This is a genomic window from Halochromatium roseum, assembly GCF_016653315.1.
In the GTDB taxonomy this organism is placed as follows: domain Bacteria; phylum Pseudomonadota; class Gammaproteobacteria; order Chromatiales; family Chromatiaceae; genus Lamprobacter; species Lamprobacter roseus.
The window spans coordinates 24,775-38,928 of record NZ_NHSH01000006.1; the positions used below are offsets into that span (position 1 = coordinate 24,775).

At 63.2% G+C, this 14,154-nt stretch carries 11 protein-coding genes and 1 pseudogene; 8 read left to right on the plus strand and 4 right to left on the minus strand.

What is annotated here, in order from left to right:
- The 5 genes from CCR96_RS00350 (at window position 1) to CCR96_RS24290 (ending at window position 4,357) form a co-directional block, all read left to right on the plus strand.
- On the plus strand, window positions 1-933 hold the full coding sequence (locus CCR96_RS00350) for a class II glutamine amidotransferase (protein WP_201215054.1): 933 nt from the start codon (window positions 1-3) through the stop codon (window positions 931-933).
- Entirely contained in the window at window positions 930-1,613 is a 684-nt protein-coding gene (locus tag CCR96_RS00355) for a GltB/FmdC/FwdC-like GXGXG domain-containing protein (RefSeq protein ID WP_201215055.1), read from the plus strand. Before CCR96_RS00350 ends, CCR96_RS00355 begins: the two co-directional genes overlap by 4 nt.
- 10 nt (window positions 1,614-1,623) lie before the next feature.
- Complete coding sequence (locus CCR96_RS00360) at window positions 1,624-2,949, plus strand: FMN-binding glutamate synthase family protein (RefSeq protein ID WP_201215056.1); 1,326 nt, start codon at window positions 1,624-1,626, stop codon at window positions 2,947-2,949.
- A 35-nt stretch (window positions 2,950-2,984) separates the two neighbouring features.
- Window positions 2,985-3,506: a GNAT family N-acetyltransferase gene (locus CCR96_RS00365; protein WP_201215057.1), complete on the plus strand. Its 522-nt coding sequence runs from the start codon at window positions 2,985-2,987 to the stop codon at window positions 3,504-3,506.
- 92 nt (window positions 3,507-3,598) lie between these two features.
- A complete protein-coding gene (locus CCR96_RS24290; protein WP_242518256.1) occupies window positions 3,599-4,357 on the plus strand; it encodes a B3/B4 domain-containing protein in 759 nt (252 codons plus the stop codon).
- Between the two features lie 8 nt (window positions 4,358-4,365).
- Here the strand turns inward: CCR96_RS24290 and CCR96_RS00370 are convergent.
- Both CCR96_RS00370 and CCR96_RS00375 read right to left on the minus strand, forming a co-directional pair.
- Window positions 4,366-4,644: pseudogene (locus tag CCR96_RS00370) on the minus strand (gamma-glutamylcyclotransferase family protein); the annotation flags it as partial.
- A gap of 106 nt (window positions 4,645-4,750) precedes the next feature.
- Window positions 4,751-5,719, minus strand: a complete 969-nt coding sequence (locus CCR96_RS00375) for an acetyltransferase (RefSeq protein ID WP_201215059.1) — start codon at window positions 5,717-5,719, stop codon at window positions 4,751-4,753.
- Window positions 5,720-6,061: 342 nt separating this feature from the next.
- Between CCR96_RS00375 and CCR96_RS00380 the strand changes: the two genes are divergently transcribed.
- Window positions 6,062-7,300 (plus strand): 30S ribosomal protein S1, encoded by a 1,239-nt coding sequence (locus CCR96_RS00380; protein WP_201215060.1) that lies wholly within the window; start codon window positions 6,062-6,064, stop codon window positions 7,298-7,300.
- 147 nt (window positions 7,301-7,447) lie between these two features.
- Window positions 7,448-8,431, plus strand: a complete 984-nt coding sequence (locus CCR96_RS00385) for an aldolase catalytic domain-containing protein (RefSeq protein WP_201215061.1) — start codon at window positions 7,448-7,450, stop codon at window positions 8,429-8,431.
- Between the two features lie 17 nt (window positions 8,432-8,448).
- On the opposite strand, the gene trhP is transcribed toward CCR96_RS00385, so the two are convergent.
- Both trhP and CCR96_RS00395 read right to left on the minus strand, forming a co-directional pair.
- Entirely contained in the window at window positions 8,449-9,939 is a 1,491-nt protein-coding gene (gene trhP, locus CCR96_RS00390; RefSeq protein ID WP_201215062.1) for a prephenate-dependent tRNA uridine(34) hydroxylase TrhP, read from the minus strand.
- Window positions 9,936-11,057, minus strand: coding sequence for a ChaN family lipoprotein (locus tag CCR96_RS00395; protein WP_242518259.1), 1,122 nt, complete (start codon window positions 11,055-11,057; stop codon window positions 9,936-9,938). Before CCR96_RS00395 ends, trhP begins: the two co-directional genes overlap by 4 nt.
- A gap of 767 nt (window positions 11,058-11,824) precedes the next feature.
- On the opposite strand from CCR96_RS00395, the gene CCR96_RS00400 reads away from it, so the two are divergent.
- Complete coding sequence (locus CCR96_RS00400) at window positions 11,825-14,086, plus strand: M1 family metallopeptidase (RefSeq protein ID WP_201215064.1); 2,262 nt, start codon at window positions 11,825-11,827, stop codon at window positions 14,084-14,086.
- Window positions 14,087-14,154 lie beyond the last annotated feature (68 nt).

Below are 14,154 nucleotides of genomic sequence, written 5' to 3' on the forward strand. Positions count from 1 at the left end.
ATGTGTGGAATCGTGGGACTCTATCTGAAGGACCCTGCGCTGGAGCCGCGTCTGGGTGAACTCTTTGCGCCGATGCTGGCAGCGATGTCTGACCGCGGCCCCGACAGCGCCGGTTTTGCCATCTACGGCGATGAGGTCGGACCAGGCCGTATCAAACTGACGCTGCAGCACGAGGACCCGGCGTTCGACTGGAGCGCCATTGCCAGCGCCTTAGCAGCGCGTTCCGGAAACACTGCTGGCAGCGAGCCAGACTGGTTCCAGAACGCCACGGCGGCGGTGTTCAAGCTCGCCACCAGCGAAGGCGAGGCCCGTGCGGCATTCAGCGAACTCGCGCCGGACGCCCACATCATGAGCGTCGGCCGCAGCATCGAGATCCTCAAGGGCGTCGGTCGCCCCCAAGCCATCATCGAGCGCTTCAACCTGCCGGCGATGCAGGGAACTCACAGCATCGGCCATACCCGCATGGCCACCGAAAGCGCGGTCAGCATGGCCGGCAGCCACCCATTCTCGACCGGACAGGATCTCTGCCTGGTGCACAATGGCTCGCTGTCCAATCACAACTGGCTGCGCAAGCGGCTCGAGAAGCAGGGCATCCGCTTCGAGACCGAGAACGACTCGGAGGTTGCGGCTGGCTATCTGACCTGGCGCCTGCGCGCCGGTGACAGCCTCGAACAGGCACTGCACAAGGGCCTTGAAGACCTAGATGGGTTTTTCACCTTGACCATCGGCACCCGCGACGGCTTCGCCGTGATTCGCGACCCGGTCGCCTGCAAGCCCGCAGTGCTGGCCGAGACCGACCAATACGTCGCCATGGCCTCCGAGTACCGTGCCTTGGTGCATCTGCCCGGCATCGAGCAGGCCAGCGTTTGGGAGCCAGACCCGGCCAGGGTCTATCTGTGGGAGCGTACTCAGGCGCTAGGAGCCGTAGCATGAAAACCATTGATCTCGACCATCAAAGCGTCCGTGAGCTGAACCAAGGGCTGCACGATCAGGCCAGCGCTTGCACTGAACCGGAGTGGCTAGTGCTCAACCCGGCTGGCAAGCATGCGATCGCCTGCGGCCTCAACGCCAAGCTCAGCGTTGATATTCAGGGCCATGCCGGCTATTACTGCGCTGGCATGAACCAGCAGGCCAGCGTGACCCTACATGGCAATGCCGGCCAGGGCGTGGCCGAGAACATGATGTCAGGCCTGGTGCGGGTCAGGGGCAATGCATCACAGTCCGCAGCCGCGACCGCGCATGGCGGTCTGCTGGTTGTGGAAGGGGATGCGGCAGCGCGCTGCGGGATCTCAATGAAGGGCGTGGACATCGTCGTCGGCGGCAGCGTCGGCCACATGAGCGCCTTTATGGCCCAAGCCGGCCGGCTGGTCGTCTGCGGCGATGCCGGCGAGACCTTGGGCGACTCGCTGTACGAGGCGCGGATCTACGTCAAGGGCAAGGTCGCCTCGCTCGGCGCCGACTGCATCGAGAAGCCGATGCGCGATGAACACCTCGCCGAGCTGCGCGAACTACTGAACCGCGCCGGCATCGACGCCAACCCCTCCGACTTCCGGCGTTACGGCTCCGCGCGCGAGCTGTATCATTTCAAGGTCGACAACGCCGCCGCCTACTGAGGATACGACTATGACCGACGTCTACGTCAAGGCCGGCCTACGCGAGTCGGCCACCTTCGATCGCATCACCATCAACGAGATCCAACGCGCCGCCGACACCGGCATCTACGACATCCGCGGCTTTGGTGCCAAGCGCCGCGTCCCACACTTCGACGACCTGCTCTTCCTCGGCGCCAGCATGTCGCGCTACCCCCTTGAGGGCTATCGGGAAAAATGCGCCACTGATGTCACCCTCGGCACCCGCTTCGCCAAGCGGCCACTCAAGCTGGATATTCCTGTCACCATCGCCGGCATGAGCTTTGGCGCACTCTCGGCTCAGGCCAAAGAGGCCCTCGGCCGCGGCGCATCGATCGTCGGCACCAGCACCACCACCGGCGATGGCGGCATGACGCCCGAGGAGCGGGGCCAGTCCAAACATCTGGTCTATCAGTACCTTCCCTCGCGTTATGGGATGAACCCAGACGATCTGCGCAAGGGCGACGCCATCGAGGTGGTCCTGGGCCAGGGCGCCAAGCCCGGCGGCGGCGGCATGCTGCTCGGTCAGAAGATCACTGAGCGCGTGGCCGGCATGCGCACGCTGCCCGTCGGCATCGACCAGCGCAGCGCCTGCCGGCATCCGGACTGGACCGGGCCGGACGACTTGGCGATCAAGATCGAGGAGTTGCGCGAGATCACCGATTGGCAGAAACCGATCTTCATCAAGATTGGCGCTACGCGTACCTATTACGACGTCAAGCTCGCGGTGAAGGCTGGCGCCGACGTCATCGTGCTCGACGGCATGCAGGGCGGTACCGCCGCCACGCAGGAGGTGTTCATTGAGCATGTCGGCATCCCCACCTTAGCGGCCATCCCGCAGGCGGTGCAGGCGCTGCAAGAGATGGACATGCATCGCCAGGTGCAGTTGATCGTCTCTGGTGGCATCCGCACCGGTGCCGACGTTGCCAAAGCCATGGCGCTCGGCGCGGATGCGGTTGGCATCGGCACTGCGGCACTGATCGCGATGGGCTGCAACCACCCCAAGTGGAACCAGGACTACGAGGCCATCGGCTCTGCCGCTGGCTATTACGACGACTATCATGAAGGCCGTTGCCCGGCCGGCATCTCGACGCAAGACCCAGAGTTGTCGCAGCGGCTCGACCCGGTCGACGGCGGCCGGCGCCTGGCCAACTATCTGCGTGTGCTGACCATGGAGGCGCAGACGCTTGCTCGCGCCTGCGGCAAGTCGCACCTACACAACCTAGAGCCGGAGGATCTGGTGGCACTGACGGTGGAAGCCGCAGCCATGGCGCGGGTCCCATTGGCCGGGACGAACTGGATTCCCGGGCAGGGCTTCTGACGAACAGCGCGCGGACATCGCCGCTAGGAGCCGCTATGGAGCAACCTCAGATCGAGATCAGCACAGCCGATCTCGATGACCCGACAGACACTGCCGCCCTGATTGCCCTGCTGGATGCCTATGCCGCCGACCCGATGGGGGCTGGTAGCCCCCTGTCCGCGGCGACCCGACGTGAACTCGTGCCCGGCCTGCGTACTGTCCCTGGCGCCTGCGTGCTGCTCGCTCGGGCAAATCGGGTGCCCGTAGGCGTCGCCGTCTGTTTCACCGGTTTCTCGACCTTCCGCGCCAGACCGCTGACCAATGTGCACGACCTGGCCGTGTTGCCCAACTGGCGCGGCCAGGGCATCGGCAAGCAGTTATTGGCAGCGGTGGAGACAATCGCGCGCGAACGCAACCACTGCAAGGTCACGCTGGAGGTGCGCGAGGATAATCCGGCGGCTCGCGGGCTGTATCGAAACCTGGGCTTCGGGGGCGGTTCGGTTGCCAGTACGGATGCGGGCGCAAAGGCGGACGACGGACAGGCGGTACAATACCTGTTCTTGGAGAAGCGGCTTTAGCGGTTAACCTTGGTCGCGCACAAGCTCGACTCGAAACGCTCAACGACAATCTGCCTATGCTTGACTCCGAGAACGATGCTGATGGTCTTGCCATGTCGTTCCGATTCACATTGACCGACGCTGCCGCCAACTTGGGCCTACGCACACTGGTCTGGGTCGAGCATGATCTGAACAACCAAGCGCAGCCCGCTGGTCTCGAGGCGTTGCGCGCAGCACTGCTGATTGAGGCGCAGGAGCACAATGCCGCCCGCATCGATATCCTCGAAGGCTATCGGCCATTGCGGGCGCGAGTCGGCCGGTCGATCAAACGCTTTCCGCCGTCGCCGATCGCCCTGCGGGGGCAGTTCGAGCGCCGTGGCACACTCATGCCGATCAGCCCTGTCGTGGACATCTACAACCTGGTGTCGTTGGTCACGGGGCTGTCCATTGGCGCCCACGACCTAGCGCGTATCCACGGCTCTGTACGCCTCGACGTGACGAGCGGCCATGAGACCTTCGTACCGCTCGGCAGCGCACTCAACGAGGCGCATCCGCGCCCAGTCCCAGCCGGCGAGTATGCCTACATCGATGCCGACGATCGGGTACTGTGCCGTCTTGAATATCGCCAATCGAGCCTGAGCAGCCTGTCCTCAGACAGTCGTGACGGCCTGTTTATCGTACAGGGGCACAACGCGACCCCTTGCCAACTGCTGCAGCAGGTCGGAGACCGGGTCAGCGCCCTACTCGGCCACTACTGCGGTTCCGGTCGTGGCGAGGTCTGGCTGCACTGCCGCGACCGGAGCGCGCAACAGGAGACCGTTCGCCAGTCACCACTCGGGATCAGCGCTCGATCCCGCACCGAGCCGCGGTAGATATAGGTCCAGGCCCGACCAAAGCGCGTTGCGATCAAGCGCCGGCCATAGAGCCGTGGATAATCCTCAAGGGCGTCCAGCGCTCTGAGTCCCGCATGATCGACCCGATACAGCTCACCCAAGACCGCGGTACGTCCTTTACTGATCAACCCTGGATAGGCGCCGAGCCGCAGCAGGGTAAAACGCGGCTCGGTGCGATGCTCACCAACCCATTCGGCGTCTTCGAGCAGCCGGTGATTGACCTCGCCCCGGAGCAAGGTGCCGTAAACAAAGACCAAATGCCGCATCGCAACCGCTCTGAATCTAACAACCGATAAACCAATCAGCTCATCGGGCCAAAGCCGCTGATCTCAGGTGATTCGAACCCTGCGACCGGCATCAACGCCAGCCCGCTCAGTCCGTGCCAAAGGCCGCCAAGAAGGCCTCGACGAAACGCGGGTAGTCAGTGTCGGACAACTGGTTGATCCCGGCCGCCGCCTTGCGACCGCCGCCGGTCTCGAACTGGCGACAGAGTGCATCGGCGCCATCCGGACGGTTGATCGGCGCACGCACACTGACCACAAACCCGCCTTGCTCGAGCTGGGTCATCATGGCATGCGCTCGACTCGGTGCCTGCTGCGCCAGTTCGTTGGCAAACACACCACCGACCCGGCGTGCCCAGGGCGCAGCCGGGAGCACCATCAATAGGTGCGTCGCATTCTGGTGCTCCGGGCTCATGGCGCGCGCGCGCGCCATGTCGTCAGCATAGCCGGTCCGCAAGGCCTCAAAAGCCTGGTCGCAACGCACGAACTCGAGCGGGTCGGCGTAGGGGCGCAAACGCGCGAACAATGCATCGGGCGGAAAATGCAGATCCGCCACCGTTGCGCCATAGCCGTTGTAATTCAGCAGGATACCAAGCTCGCGCAGGCGCTCGAGCGCATCCTGCTGCAAACCCAGTGGCGCTGCTGCGCGGATTGCGGCGGCATCGAAGTTATCGCCAAAGGTGCCGACCACGGCCCAAGCGCGCTGACGGCCCTGAAGCAGGTCGTCGACCAGCAGACTGGTGCCGCGATCGGCGCGGGTGTCGATGTGGGTCTGTAGGTTCGGATGCTCGGGGATCTCGCCAGGATAATGATGATCGACGTAGCGCACGCTGACCCCACGCTCGAGCAGTTCCATCAGCGCAGTGCGATTCTTATCGAGCGAGACATCTAACACCGTGACCTGATCACCGGCCTCGGCAGGCACCTGCTGCACAAGTGCGATCTCGCGCTTCGTGCCGGTGATCAAGCGCGCCTGTTCCGCCTCCGGCTCACTCAAATGCAGCTGCTGCAGGGCGCAGAGGCCGTCGGCATCGCCATTGAAGACATCGTAGCGGTTCATTCGCGTATTTGCCTCTTGCGTCGTTCTCTTCTGTCAGTCTTGGCCATTTATCAGGCCGGGATTAGCTTAACGCGCGGATGGCACCGGTGCCCAGTGACGCTGTGTGAGCATGTCTGACCGCCACCCAACCGAGCTACAGACCGACAACGTCGGACGCCACTGAGCTTAGACACCCACAAAATGCCTCAGATCACAAGAAAAGCTCCCTTTTGCTGGCATCAGGCCTTGCCAGACGAGTAGAATTTACACCGCTTGTGCCGTGAATACCCGTCTGCTCAAGGCACTTGCGAGCTCGCTTCCCAATCCCATATCCCGACCGGCCCGAAGACAGGCCCGCCAGTGATGACCGACGACAACGATTTCGAGGCCCTGCTCAAGGAGCTGGAAAAGACCGAGCAGGCGGTGGCCGCTCGGCCCAAGGTAGGTGACCGAGTCAAGGGCACCATCATCGAGATCGGCGAGGAGCATGTGTTCGTCGATATCGGTGGCAAGGCCGAGGCAACCATGGAGGTCGCCAACCTGCGCAATGCGGATGGGCTGATCAACAAGGCCGTCGGCGACAGCATCGAGGCCGCCGTCACCGGCGTCGATCCGGACAGCGGCACCCTGGTGCTGGGAAGTCGCCACGGCCGCCATGCCCATGGCGCCGATCAGCTCGAGGCGGCGTTTCAGGCCGGCACGCCGGTCGAGGGCCAGATCACCGGCACGACCAAAGGCGGTCTCGAGGTTCAGATCGCCGGCCAGCGCGCCTTCTGCCCGGCCTCGCAGGCCGATATACGCTTCATTGAAGACCTCTCGACCCTGGTTGGTGAGCGCGCCTCGTTCCGCATCACCAAGTTCGAGGGTGGTCGGCGGATGAACCTGGTGGTCTCGCGTCGTGCCGTGCTGGCTGAGGAACAGGCCGAGCGCGCCGCCGAACTGCGCGCCAAGCTCGAGCCCGGTGCCGTACTGCCAGGTGTCGTCGTTGGTCTGCAGGAATTCGGCGCCTTCGTCGATCTCGGTGGCGTCGAGGGCATGATCCATATCAGCGAGCTGGCGCTCGGTCGGGTGCGGCATCCGGAAGAGGTGCTCAGCATCGGCCAAGAGCTCGAGGTCGCGGTGCTACGGGTCGAGCAGACCAATAATCCCAAGCGCCCGGAGCGGATTGCGCTTTCGATTCGCGCACTGGCGAAGAACCCCTGGTCGGATGCCGCCCAGCGCTATCATCCTGGCACCCGCGTGCGTGGCCGCATCGAGCGGCTCGAACCCTTCGGCGCCTTTGTCGAGATCGAGCCAGGGCTCACCGGTCTGGTTCATGTCAGCGAGCTCGGCGCCGGTCGACGTGTCGAGCATCCCAAAGACATCGTCCAGGTTGGTCAAGAGGTCGATGCCGTGATCGTGCAGGTCGACACCGAGCGCCGCCGCATCGGTCTCTCGCTCGCTGCCGATCGCGTCGTCGAGGCCGAGGCCAGCAGCGCACAACCGACCTCGCCCACGGACTCAAAAAACGATCGCCGCGCGACCGAGAGTCCCGAGGAGCCGGGCCTCGGCACCCTCGGCGAGCTGCTCAAGGCCCAGCTCGGGCAGGATGACGCGCGCTGAGCCGGTCTAACAGACTGCGCGCTTCGCCACCCCCCGATGCTGAAGCGCATGTTCCACGGCAATCCATCCCTTAGGTGACCACCGACAATGCCTTGACTGGGCGAGCGACTGACAATCCCAAGCTCAGATCAGCGCGGAGAGAGACCCATGTCAGACAAGGCCCCCTGGATCACCTACAGGCCTGAGCTCAAGGTGATGGACTGTACGGTGCGCGATGGCGGCTTGGTCAATAGCCATCGCTTCAGCGACGACTTCGTCAGCGCCTGTTATCAGGCCTGCATCGCGGCGGGTGTCGATTACATGGAGATCGGCTACAAGAACTCCCCAAAGACCTTCCCTCGCGAGAAGTTTGGTCCTTGGCGCCATTGTGACGAGAGCGATCTCAAACGCGTTGTCGGCGATCACGACCCCGTCGCGACCGGGCTGAAGCTCGCCGCCATGGCCGATGCGGGCAAAAGCGATTGGGAAACGCAGATCGTCCCCGCCGCCGAGAGCCCGCTGAGCATGATCCGTGTGGCCTTTTATGCGCATCAGGTGTCAGAAGCGGTCGACATGATCCGCTTTGGCGCCGAGCAGGGCTATGAGACCACGGCCAACCTGATGGCGGTTTCGAACATCACCGAGGAAGAGATCGACACCGTCCTTGAGGCCATCGCGCCGACGCCAGCCAGTACCATGGTCATCGTCGACAGCTTCGGCCATCTCTACCGCGAGCAGGTCGACCGTCTCTATCACAAGTATGCGAATGCGCTGAAAGGCACCGGTAAGGAGATCGGCATCCACGCCCACAACAACCTGCAGCTGGCATTCGCCAACACGATCGAGGCGATTATTCTGGGCTGCAATCGCGTTGATGCAACCATCTTTGGCTTTGGTCGTGGCGCTGGTAACTGCCACACCGAGATGCTGCTCGGCTTCCTGCGCAACCCAAAGTTCGAGGTGCGCCCGATCATCGAGGTGATCCAGCAACACATCCTGCCGCTACGCCGCGAGATCGAATGGGGACCGATGATCCCCTACAACCTCACCGGCCAGCTCAATCTGCATCCACGCGCGGCGATCGAGTGGCGCGAAGGCCCCACGCCCGACGACTTCCTCGCCTTCTACGACAAGGTTGTCTCCGAGATCTAGGATCTGAGGAAGCGACGTTAAATCACCTTCGCAAGCAGCGACTCCGGCGCGAGCGGTTGTTCAGGCATCGGGATACGCACCGTCCAGCCGTCGCCAGGCGCGGCCTCAAGCGGCCGGCCATCGGTCGCGCTCAGCTGCTCGAGACGGAAGCGCTGCAGACCGCGAGGGGTGATCCACTCCAACTCATCGCCAAGCACAAAGCGGTTACGAACGCGAATCTCGGCCAGACCACTCGCGGCATCGACTCGCGCCAGCTCGCCGACGAATTGCCGACGCTCACTGACTGAGCTGCCAGCCGCATAGTTCTGCAGCTCTGAAGGTGCGTGGCGGCGCAGAAATCCCTCGGTGTAGCCGCGATTCGCCAAGCCTTCGAGTTCGTCGAGCAGGCCGCGATCGAAGCCACGCCCAGCGGCGGCATCGTCAATCGCGCGGCGGTAGACCGAGGTGGTCCGCGCCGTGTAATAGTGCGACTTGGTCCGGCCTTCGATCTTCAGCGAGTCGACGCCGATCGCACTCAACCGGTCGACATGCTCAACGGCGCGCAGATCGCGCGAGTTCATCACATAGCTGCCGTGCTCGTCCTCGAACAGCGCCATGTACTCTCCGGGGCGCTCGGCCTCTTCTAGGAGCCAAGCCTGGTCGGCCTCCGGATGACGCCCTGCGGTCGGGGTTGGTCCTAAGGCCCCTAACCCAGGCAACCGCCCCTCTCCTCGGCTCGCGGTCGCCAATGGGTCGTTGGCTGACAGGCCGCCCGGCACCGCTCGCGTCGTCTCGTCCATCCTCACCTCGGCGTCCTGGCTGGCATCTGCGTTGCCCCCTCGTGAACCAGAGGGCGCTGTCGACGACGGCGCAACCGCTTGCCCAACGCGATAGGACCAGCGGCACGCATTGGTGCAGCTACCCTGGTTCGCATCACGATGATTGAGATAACCCGAGAGCAGACAGCGGCCAGAGTAGGCGATGCAGAGCGCGCCATGGACGAAGACCTCCAGCTCCATGTCTGGGCAGGCCTGGCGGATCTCGGCGATCTCATCGAGCGACAGCTCGCGCGAGAGGATCACGCGCCGAATGCCTTGCTGTTGCCAGAAACGCACCGCCGCCGCGTTGGTCGTATTGGCCTGCACCGAAAGGTGGATGGCGATCTCCGGCCAACGCTCACGCACCAGCAGGATCAGGCCAGGATCGGACATGATCAGCGCATCTGGGGCAAGCGCGATCACCGGCTCCAAGTCGGCGATAAAGGTCGCCAGCTTGGCACCGTGTGGCATCAGATTGGCGGCCAGATAGAAGCATTTGCCGGCGGTACGCACTGCGGCGATGCCTTCGCCGAGCGCCTCAAGGGTGCCGAACTCGTTGTTGCGCACCCGCAGACTGTAGCGCGGGATGCCCGCATAGACGGCATCGGCACCATAGGCCAGTGCGTAGCGCAGGTTGCGCAGGGTTCCGGCTGGCGCGAGCAGCTCGGGCAATCCTGTTGGGCCTGACGTCACTCTTACCCCTGGCTTCATTGCAAGGTCACGTCGAAGCTGAGCTGCTCGGCACCACCGACCAGTGGGTTGCGCAGCACCGCGATCGGCATCTGCTGGCCCGGCCGGCTATCCATCAGCGCGATCCGAATATCGGCGTAGGAATCAATCGCGGTATCGCCGATCTCGATGATCCGATCACCCTCTTTGACCCCCGCATCTCGGGCCCCGCTCTGCTGCGCAAAACCCTGGATCACGACGCCCTGGCCCTTGGAATTGGTATCCAGCATGACCCCCATCAGACCCGTCTTCGGCAAGCCGACTGGCTGCGGATAGAGCAGGAAATCGGCCATGTCTGGATCGAGCGGGCGCTGTTGGCCACTCATCACGATCGACATCGGCACATCCAGCCGCCGTTTGACCCGCGACGGGATGCCGCGCCCGTATTCGACATGGCCCGCACCCGCAAGCACGATCAGCTGCGACTCAGGATGGGCTTGCAGCCAACGGACCGCGCGCTCGGCCATGCCCTCATCCCAGAGCAGCTGGACCTCGAGAAAATGCTCGAACGAGGCATCGTCCGTCTTGGGATGTATCTCGAACACCCTCTGCAGGCTGGCTCGATAGTTTGGAGCCTCGCGATCGATCTCGCTTGGGATCATCGCCGCCTCGGCGGGGCTGAGTGACTTGATACCACCATCACCGACCTTTTCGGTGATCTCGCGCGGCAGGTTGAGTGCGATCAGCGGGAGGCCATGCTCACGCGCATAGCGCAGGATCGGCCGGTAGAGGCGATAGTCGAAGCGCCAGCGCTCGAAGTACTCGGTCTCGCGCAGCAATGCCTCTTCGCTGAGGTCGCCGGCAACATAGGCATCAAGCTTGTCCTGGAACGGCTGCTGGAAGAATTCCATGCCGATCGCGACCGGGTTGCCACGCTCGTGCAGCCCGCGGATGATCTCGAGCTGGTTCAGGTGATCTTCATAGCGATCGTGGGATTCGCCGATGAACACCACCCGTTTATCCACAAGCTGCTCGATCAGGCCATCGAGTTCGCCCAGACTGGCGAGATCGAGCACCTTGGTGTCCGGGTCCATGCTTGGGTCCATGGGGTCCAGGTGCGGATCTGTCGCAGGATGGATTGCCGCCTCAGCAGGGGGCATCCCTGCATAATCGACCATTGCCACGCCTTGCACGGGACCAGAATTGTGCTCGGCATGGGAGCTATTGGACCCGGCCGCAGCGCTGGAGGCGTTAGCCCCAGCCCCAGGCATCGCAATCAACCCGCCCGAGAACAGGCAGCACACAGACAGTAGACCGAGTATCGCCGCTCGAGTCGGGCGCTGACAGGTCGGGATTCTAGGCAGGATTCTAGGCAGGATTCTAGGCAGGATTCTAGGCAGGAAAGGCGATCGCAGCATGGTAGAGATCTCTAGGTTTGATTGCTCGCGCACAGGGGGAACTGACGACTCAAGGCTCCATGCAACGGCGAGTTGGCAAGCGAAGGGGTCCGTGTCGACTTGGTGCACCGTTAGGAACCTCAGTTGGCAACCTCAGTTGGCAACCTCGACTGGGAACCTCGGCTGGTAACCTAACTCTTATGGCGCAGCACCACCCCGAAAAATGAATCGCGTGAGATTCAGGTTAAGCACTCAGCGCGATGATTGAGCCTTCAAGCCAGCAGCAGCCAGAACACCAAAAGTCCCCTATCGAAAGTCGAACGTAGCGATAAGGCAGAGTGTCTGTTACCGGTGCATCGGCGCGTCATCCTGAACCATCATCCTGGACCATCATCCTGGACCATCACCCTGGACCATCACCCTGGACCATCATTCAGAATGATCAGCCCGTTGTGATTCAGGCGCATCAGGGGATGGCACTCACGGCAAGCACCTTATCGCCTTCTGAACACACTTAAGTGACAGCGACCATGCATGATTCCAACAAGTTCCTGCCGACGCTTCCACCAACGGCGCACCTCTGGCTCATTTTCCTCGGCCTGCTAGGGCTGCTAGGGCTGAGCACGCCCAGTCCTGCAGCGTCAGGGGTGAGCAGCAAGCAGCCTGTGGTCGCTCACCAGATCCGCATCCGTCTCGACCCGCGCGACGGCTCGCTCAGTGCGACCGATCGCCTTCGACTTCCGGTCGAATCGCCCGAGACATCAGGCTCGACATCGTCGTCAGCGGGTCGCCCAGCGGTCATCTTCATCCAGCTGCATCAAGGACTCAAGCCCGAGATCCTCAGCGACAATGCCACGCTAGAACCCGTTGCTAGACGCGGTCACCTGGCTCAATACCGATTAGAGGCTCAGCCTGGATCAGAGGTCGAGTTCGGCTATCAAGGCCGTATCCAACACGACTTCCGTGCCGTGCGCGAGGGGATGGGACGCGAACGGCAGCAATTGATCGGCACCATCAACCCCGAGGGCGTCTTCCTCAGCGGCTACAGCGGATGGTACCCAAAAGTGTTGGGCACCCTCGAGACGGTCTCGCTCGAAGTCAGCCTGCCGCCAGACTGGCTTGCGGTTGCCCAGGGTGAAGGCCCCGAGATCCAGGAGGACGGTGAACAGGTGCGCATCGGCTGGCGCGAGAAGGCACCGCAGGACGAACTCTATCTCATCGCCGCTCCATTCACGCTGTATCGGCAAGCGGACGAAAACGCCGAGGCGCAAGCCTTTCTGCGCAACGCTGATGCCGATCTTGCAGCGCGTTATCTCGAGGCGGCCAGGACCTACATCGACCGCTACAGTCAGCTGATTGGCCCCTATCCCTATGCCAAGTTTGCCCTGGTCGAAAACTTCTGGGAGACCGGCTATGGCATGCCCTCGTTCACCCTCCTCGGCCCTCAAGTGCTGCGACTGCCGTTCATCCTGCACTCATCCTACCCGCACGAGATCCTGCACAACTGGTGGGGCAACGGGGTTTATGTCGACTCTTCACAGGGCAATTGGAGTGAGGGACTAACCGCCTATCTCGCCGACCATCTGAACCAGGAGATCGACGGCAAAGGCGCCGATTACCGTCGCGACCAGCTCAAGGCCTACGCCGACTATGTACGCGATCACCAAGATCTACCGTTGAGCGACTTCCGGGGCCGCCATGGCGCCGCCTCGCAGGCGATCGGCTACGGCAAGGCGCTCATGCTATTCCACATGCTCCGCACTCAGCTCGGCGATCAAACCTTTGTGCAGAGCCTTCAGCGCTTCTACCGCGACCATCGTTTCTCCGAAGCCGGCTGGGATGCGATCCAGAGCGCCTTCGAGGCCGAATCCGACACGGATCTCAGCGACTTTTTCACCGCTTGGACCTCGCGCCCCGGCGCACCCAGCCTGGCCCTCGAGGACATCGCAGCCGAACCGCTGGACGACGGTCGCTGGCGCCTGAGCGGCCGGCTCGAGCAGACGCAATCCAGCGAGCCCTTCCCGATGGCGGTGCCGATTGCGCTCCTCGACGCCTCAGGCGCCGCCAGCGAGTTGCTGGTGACAATGGATCAGCGCATCGCTGAGTTCACGACGGTGCTGGATGCTCAGCCGGCCCGAATCGCCGTCGACCCGCGCTTCGATAGCTTTCGCACCCTGGCCGAGGGCGAATCGACCGCCAGCCTGAGTAACCTGTTCGGCGCTGAGTCCGGGGTCATCCTCGTCCCAGCAGATGCGCCACCCGAGCTGCGTACGGCCTATCAGCAGCTCGCCGAGGCTTGGCAGCGCGGCCAGGAAGGTTGGTCGGTTGCGCTCGATTCGGAGCTCGAGGACTTGCCCTCGGATCGAGCGATCTGGCTGCTCGGCTGGCGCAACCGTTGGCTCCCGGCATTGGCCGAGATCGGCACCGAACAGCGCTCATTTAGGCTCGACTCAGCACAGCAGCGCATCAACCTGCTCGGCGCCGAGCATGCTGAGCAGATCCCGGTGATCAGCACCCATCACCATGGGCAGCCGCTCGGCTGGGTGGGCGCTGACAGCGCCGAGGCCGTGATCGGCCTCGCGCGCAAGCTGCCCCATTACGGCAAATATGGCTATCTGCTGTTCGAGGGATCTGCGCCGACCAATGTTGTCAAAGGACAGTGGCCGGCAGGCGAGTCGAACCTGACGCGCTGGCTTTCGGAGTCCAGACCGCCGCTCGCCTACCCATCACGGCCCACATTACTCGAGTTTGAAACCGCGCCGCGATCTGCGCTGCACCCCGTCGTTCCTTGACCTAAGCCGCTTTCAGCAACTGGCTGTCGCTGCTAGTCTCGGACCGAAAACTCACCAAAGGAGGTAAC

What these genes read in the sequence shown, in the direction of transcription:
- CCR96_RS00360 (WP_201215056.1), top strand. Translation starts at nt 1,624, where the DNA reads ATGACCGACGTCTACGTCAAGGCCGGCCTACGCGAGTCGGCCACCTTC.
- CCR96_RS00350 (WP_201215054.1), top strand. Translation starts at nt 1, where the DNA reads ATGTGTGGAATCGTGGGACTCTATCTGAAGGACCCTGCGCTGGAGCCG.
- CCR96_RS00395 (WP_242518259.1), bottom strand. Translation starts at nt 11,057, where the DNA reads ATGCCCCCTGCTGAGGCGGCAATCCATCCTGCGACAGATCCGCACCTG.
- CCR96_RS00355 (WP_201215055.1), top strand. Translation starts at nt 930, where the DNA reads ATGAAAACCATTGATCTCGACCATCAAAGCGTCCGTGAGCTGAACCAA.
- CCR96_RS00400 (WP_201215064.1), top strand. Translation starts at nt 11,825, where the DNA reads ATGCATGATTCCAACAAGTTCCTGCCGACGCTTCCACCAACGGCGCAC.
- CCR96_RS00375 (WP_201215059.1), bottom strand. Translation starts at nt 5,719, where the DNA reads ATGAACCGCTACGATGTCTTCAATGGCGATGCCGACGGCCTCTGCGCC.
- CCR96_RS00365 (WP_201215057.1), top strand. Translation starts at nt 2,985, where the DNA reads ATGGAGCAACCTCAGATCGAGATCAGCACAGCCGATCTCGATGACCCG.
- trhP (WP_201215062.1), bottom strand. Translation starts at nt 9,939, where the DNA reads ATGAAGCCAGGGGTAAGAGTGACGTCAGGCCCAACAGGATTGCCCGAG.
- CCR96_RS24290 (WP_242518256.1), top strand. Translation starts at nt 3,599, where the DNA reads ATGTCGTTCCGATTCACATTGACCGACGCTGCCGCCAACTTGGGCCTA.
- CCR96_RS00385 (WP_201215061.1), top strand. Translation starts at nt 7,448, where the DNA reads ATGTCAGACAAGGCCCCCTGGATCACCTACAGGCCTGAGCTCAAGGTG.
- CCR96_RS00380 (WP_201215060.1), top strand. Translation starts at nt 6,062, where the DNA reads ATGACCGACGACAACGATTTCGAGGCCCTGCTCAAGGAGCTGGAAAAG.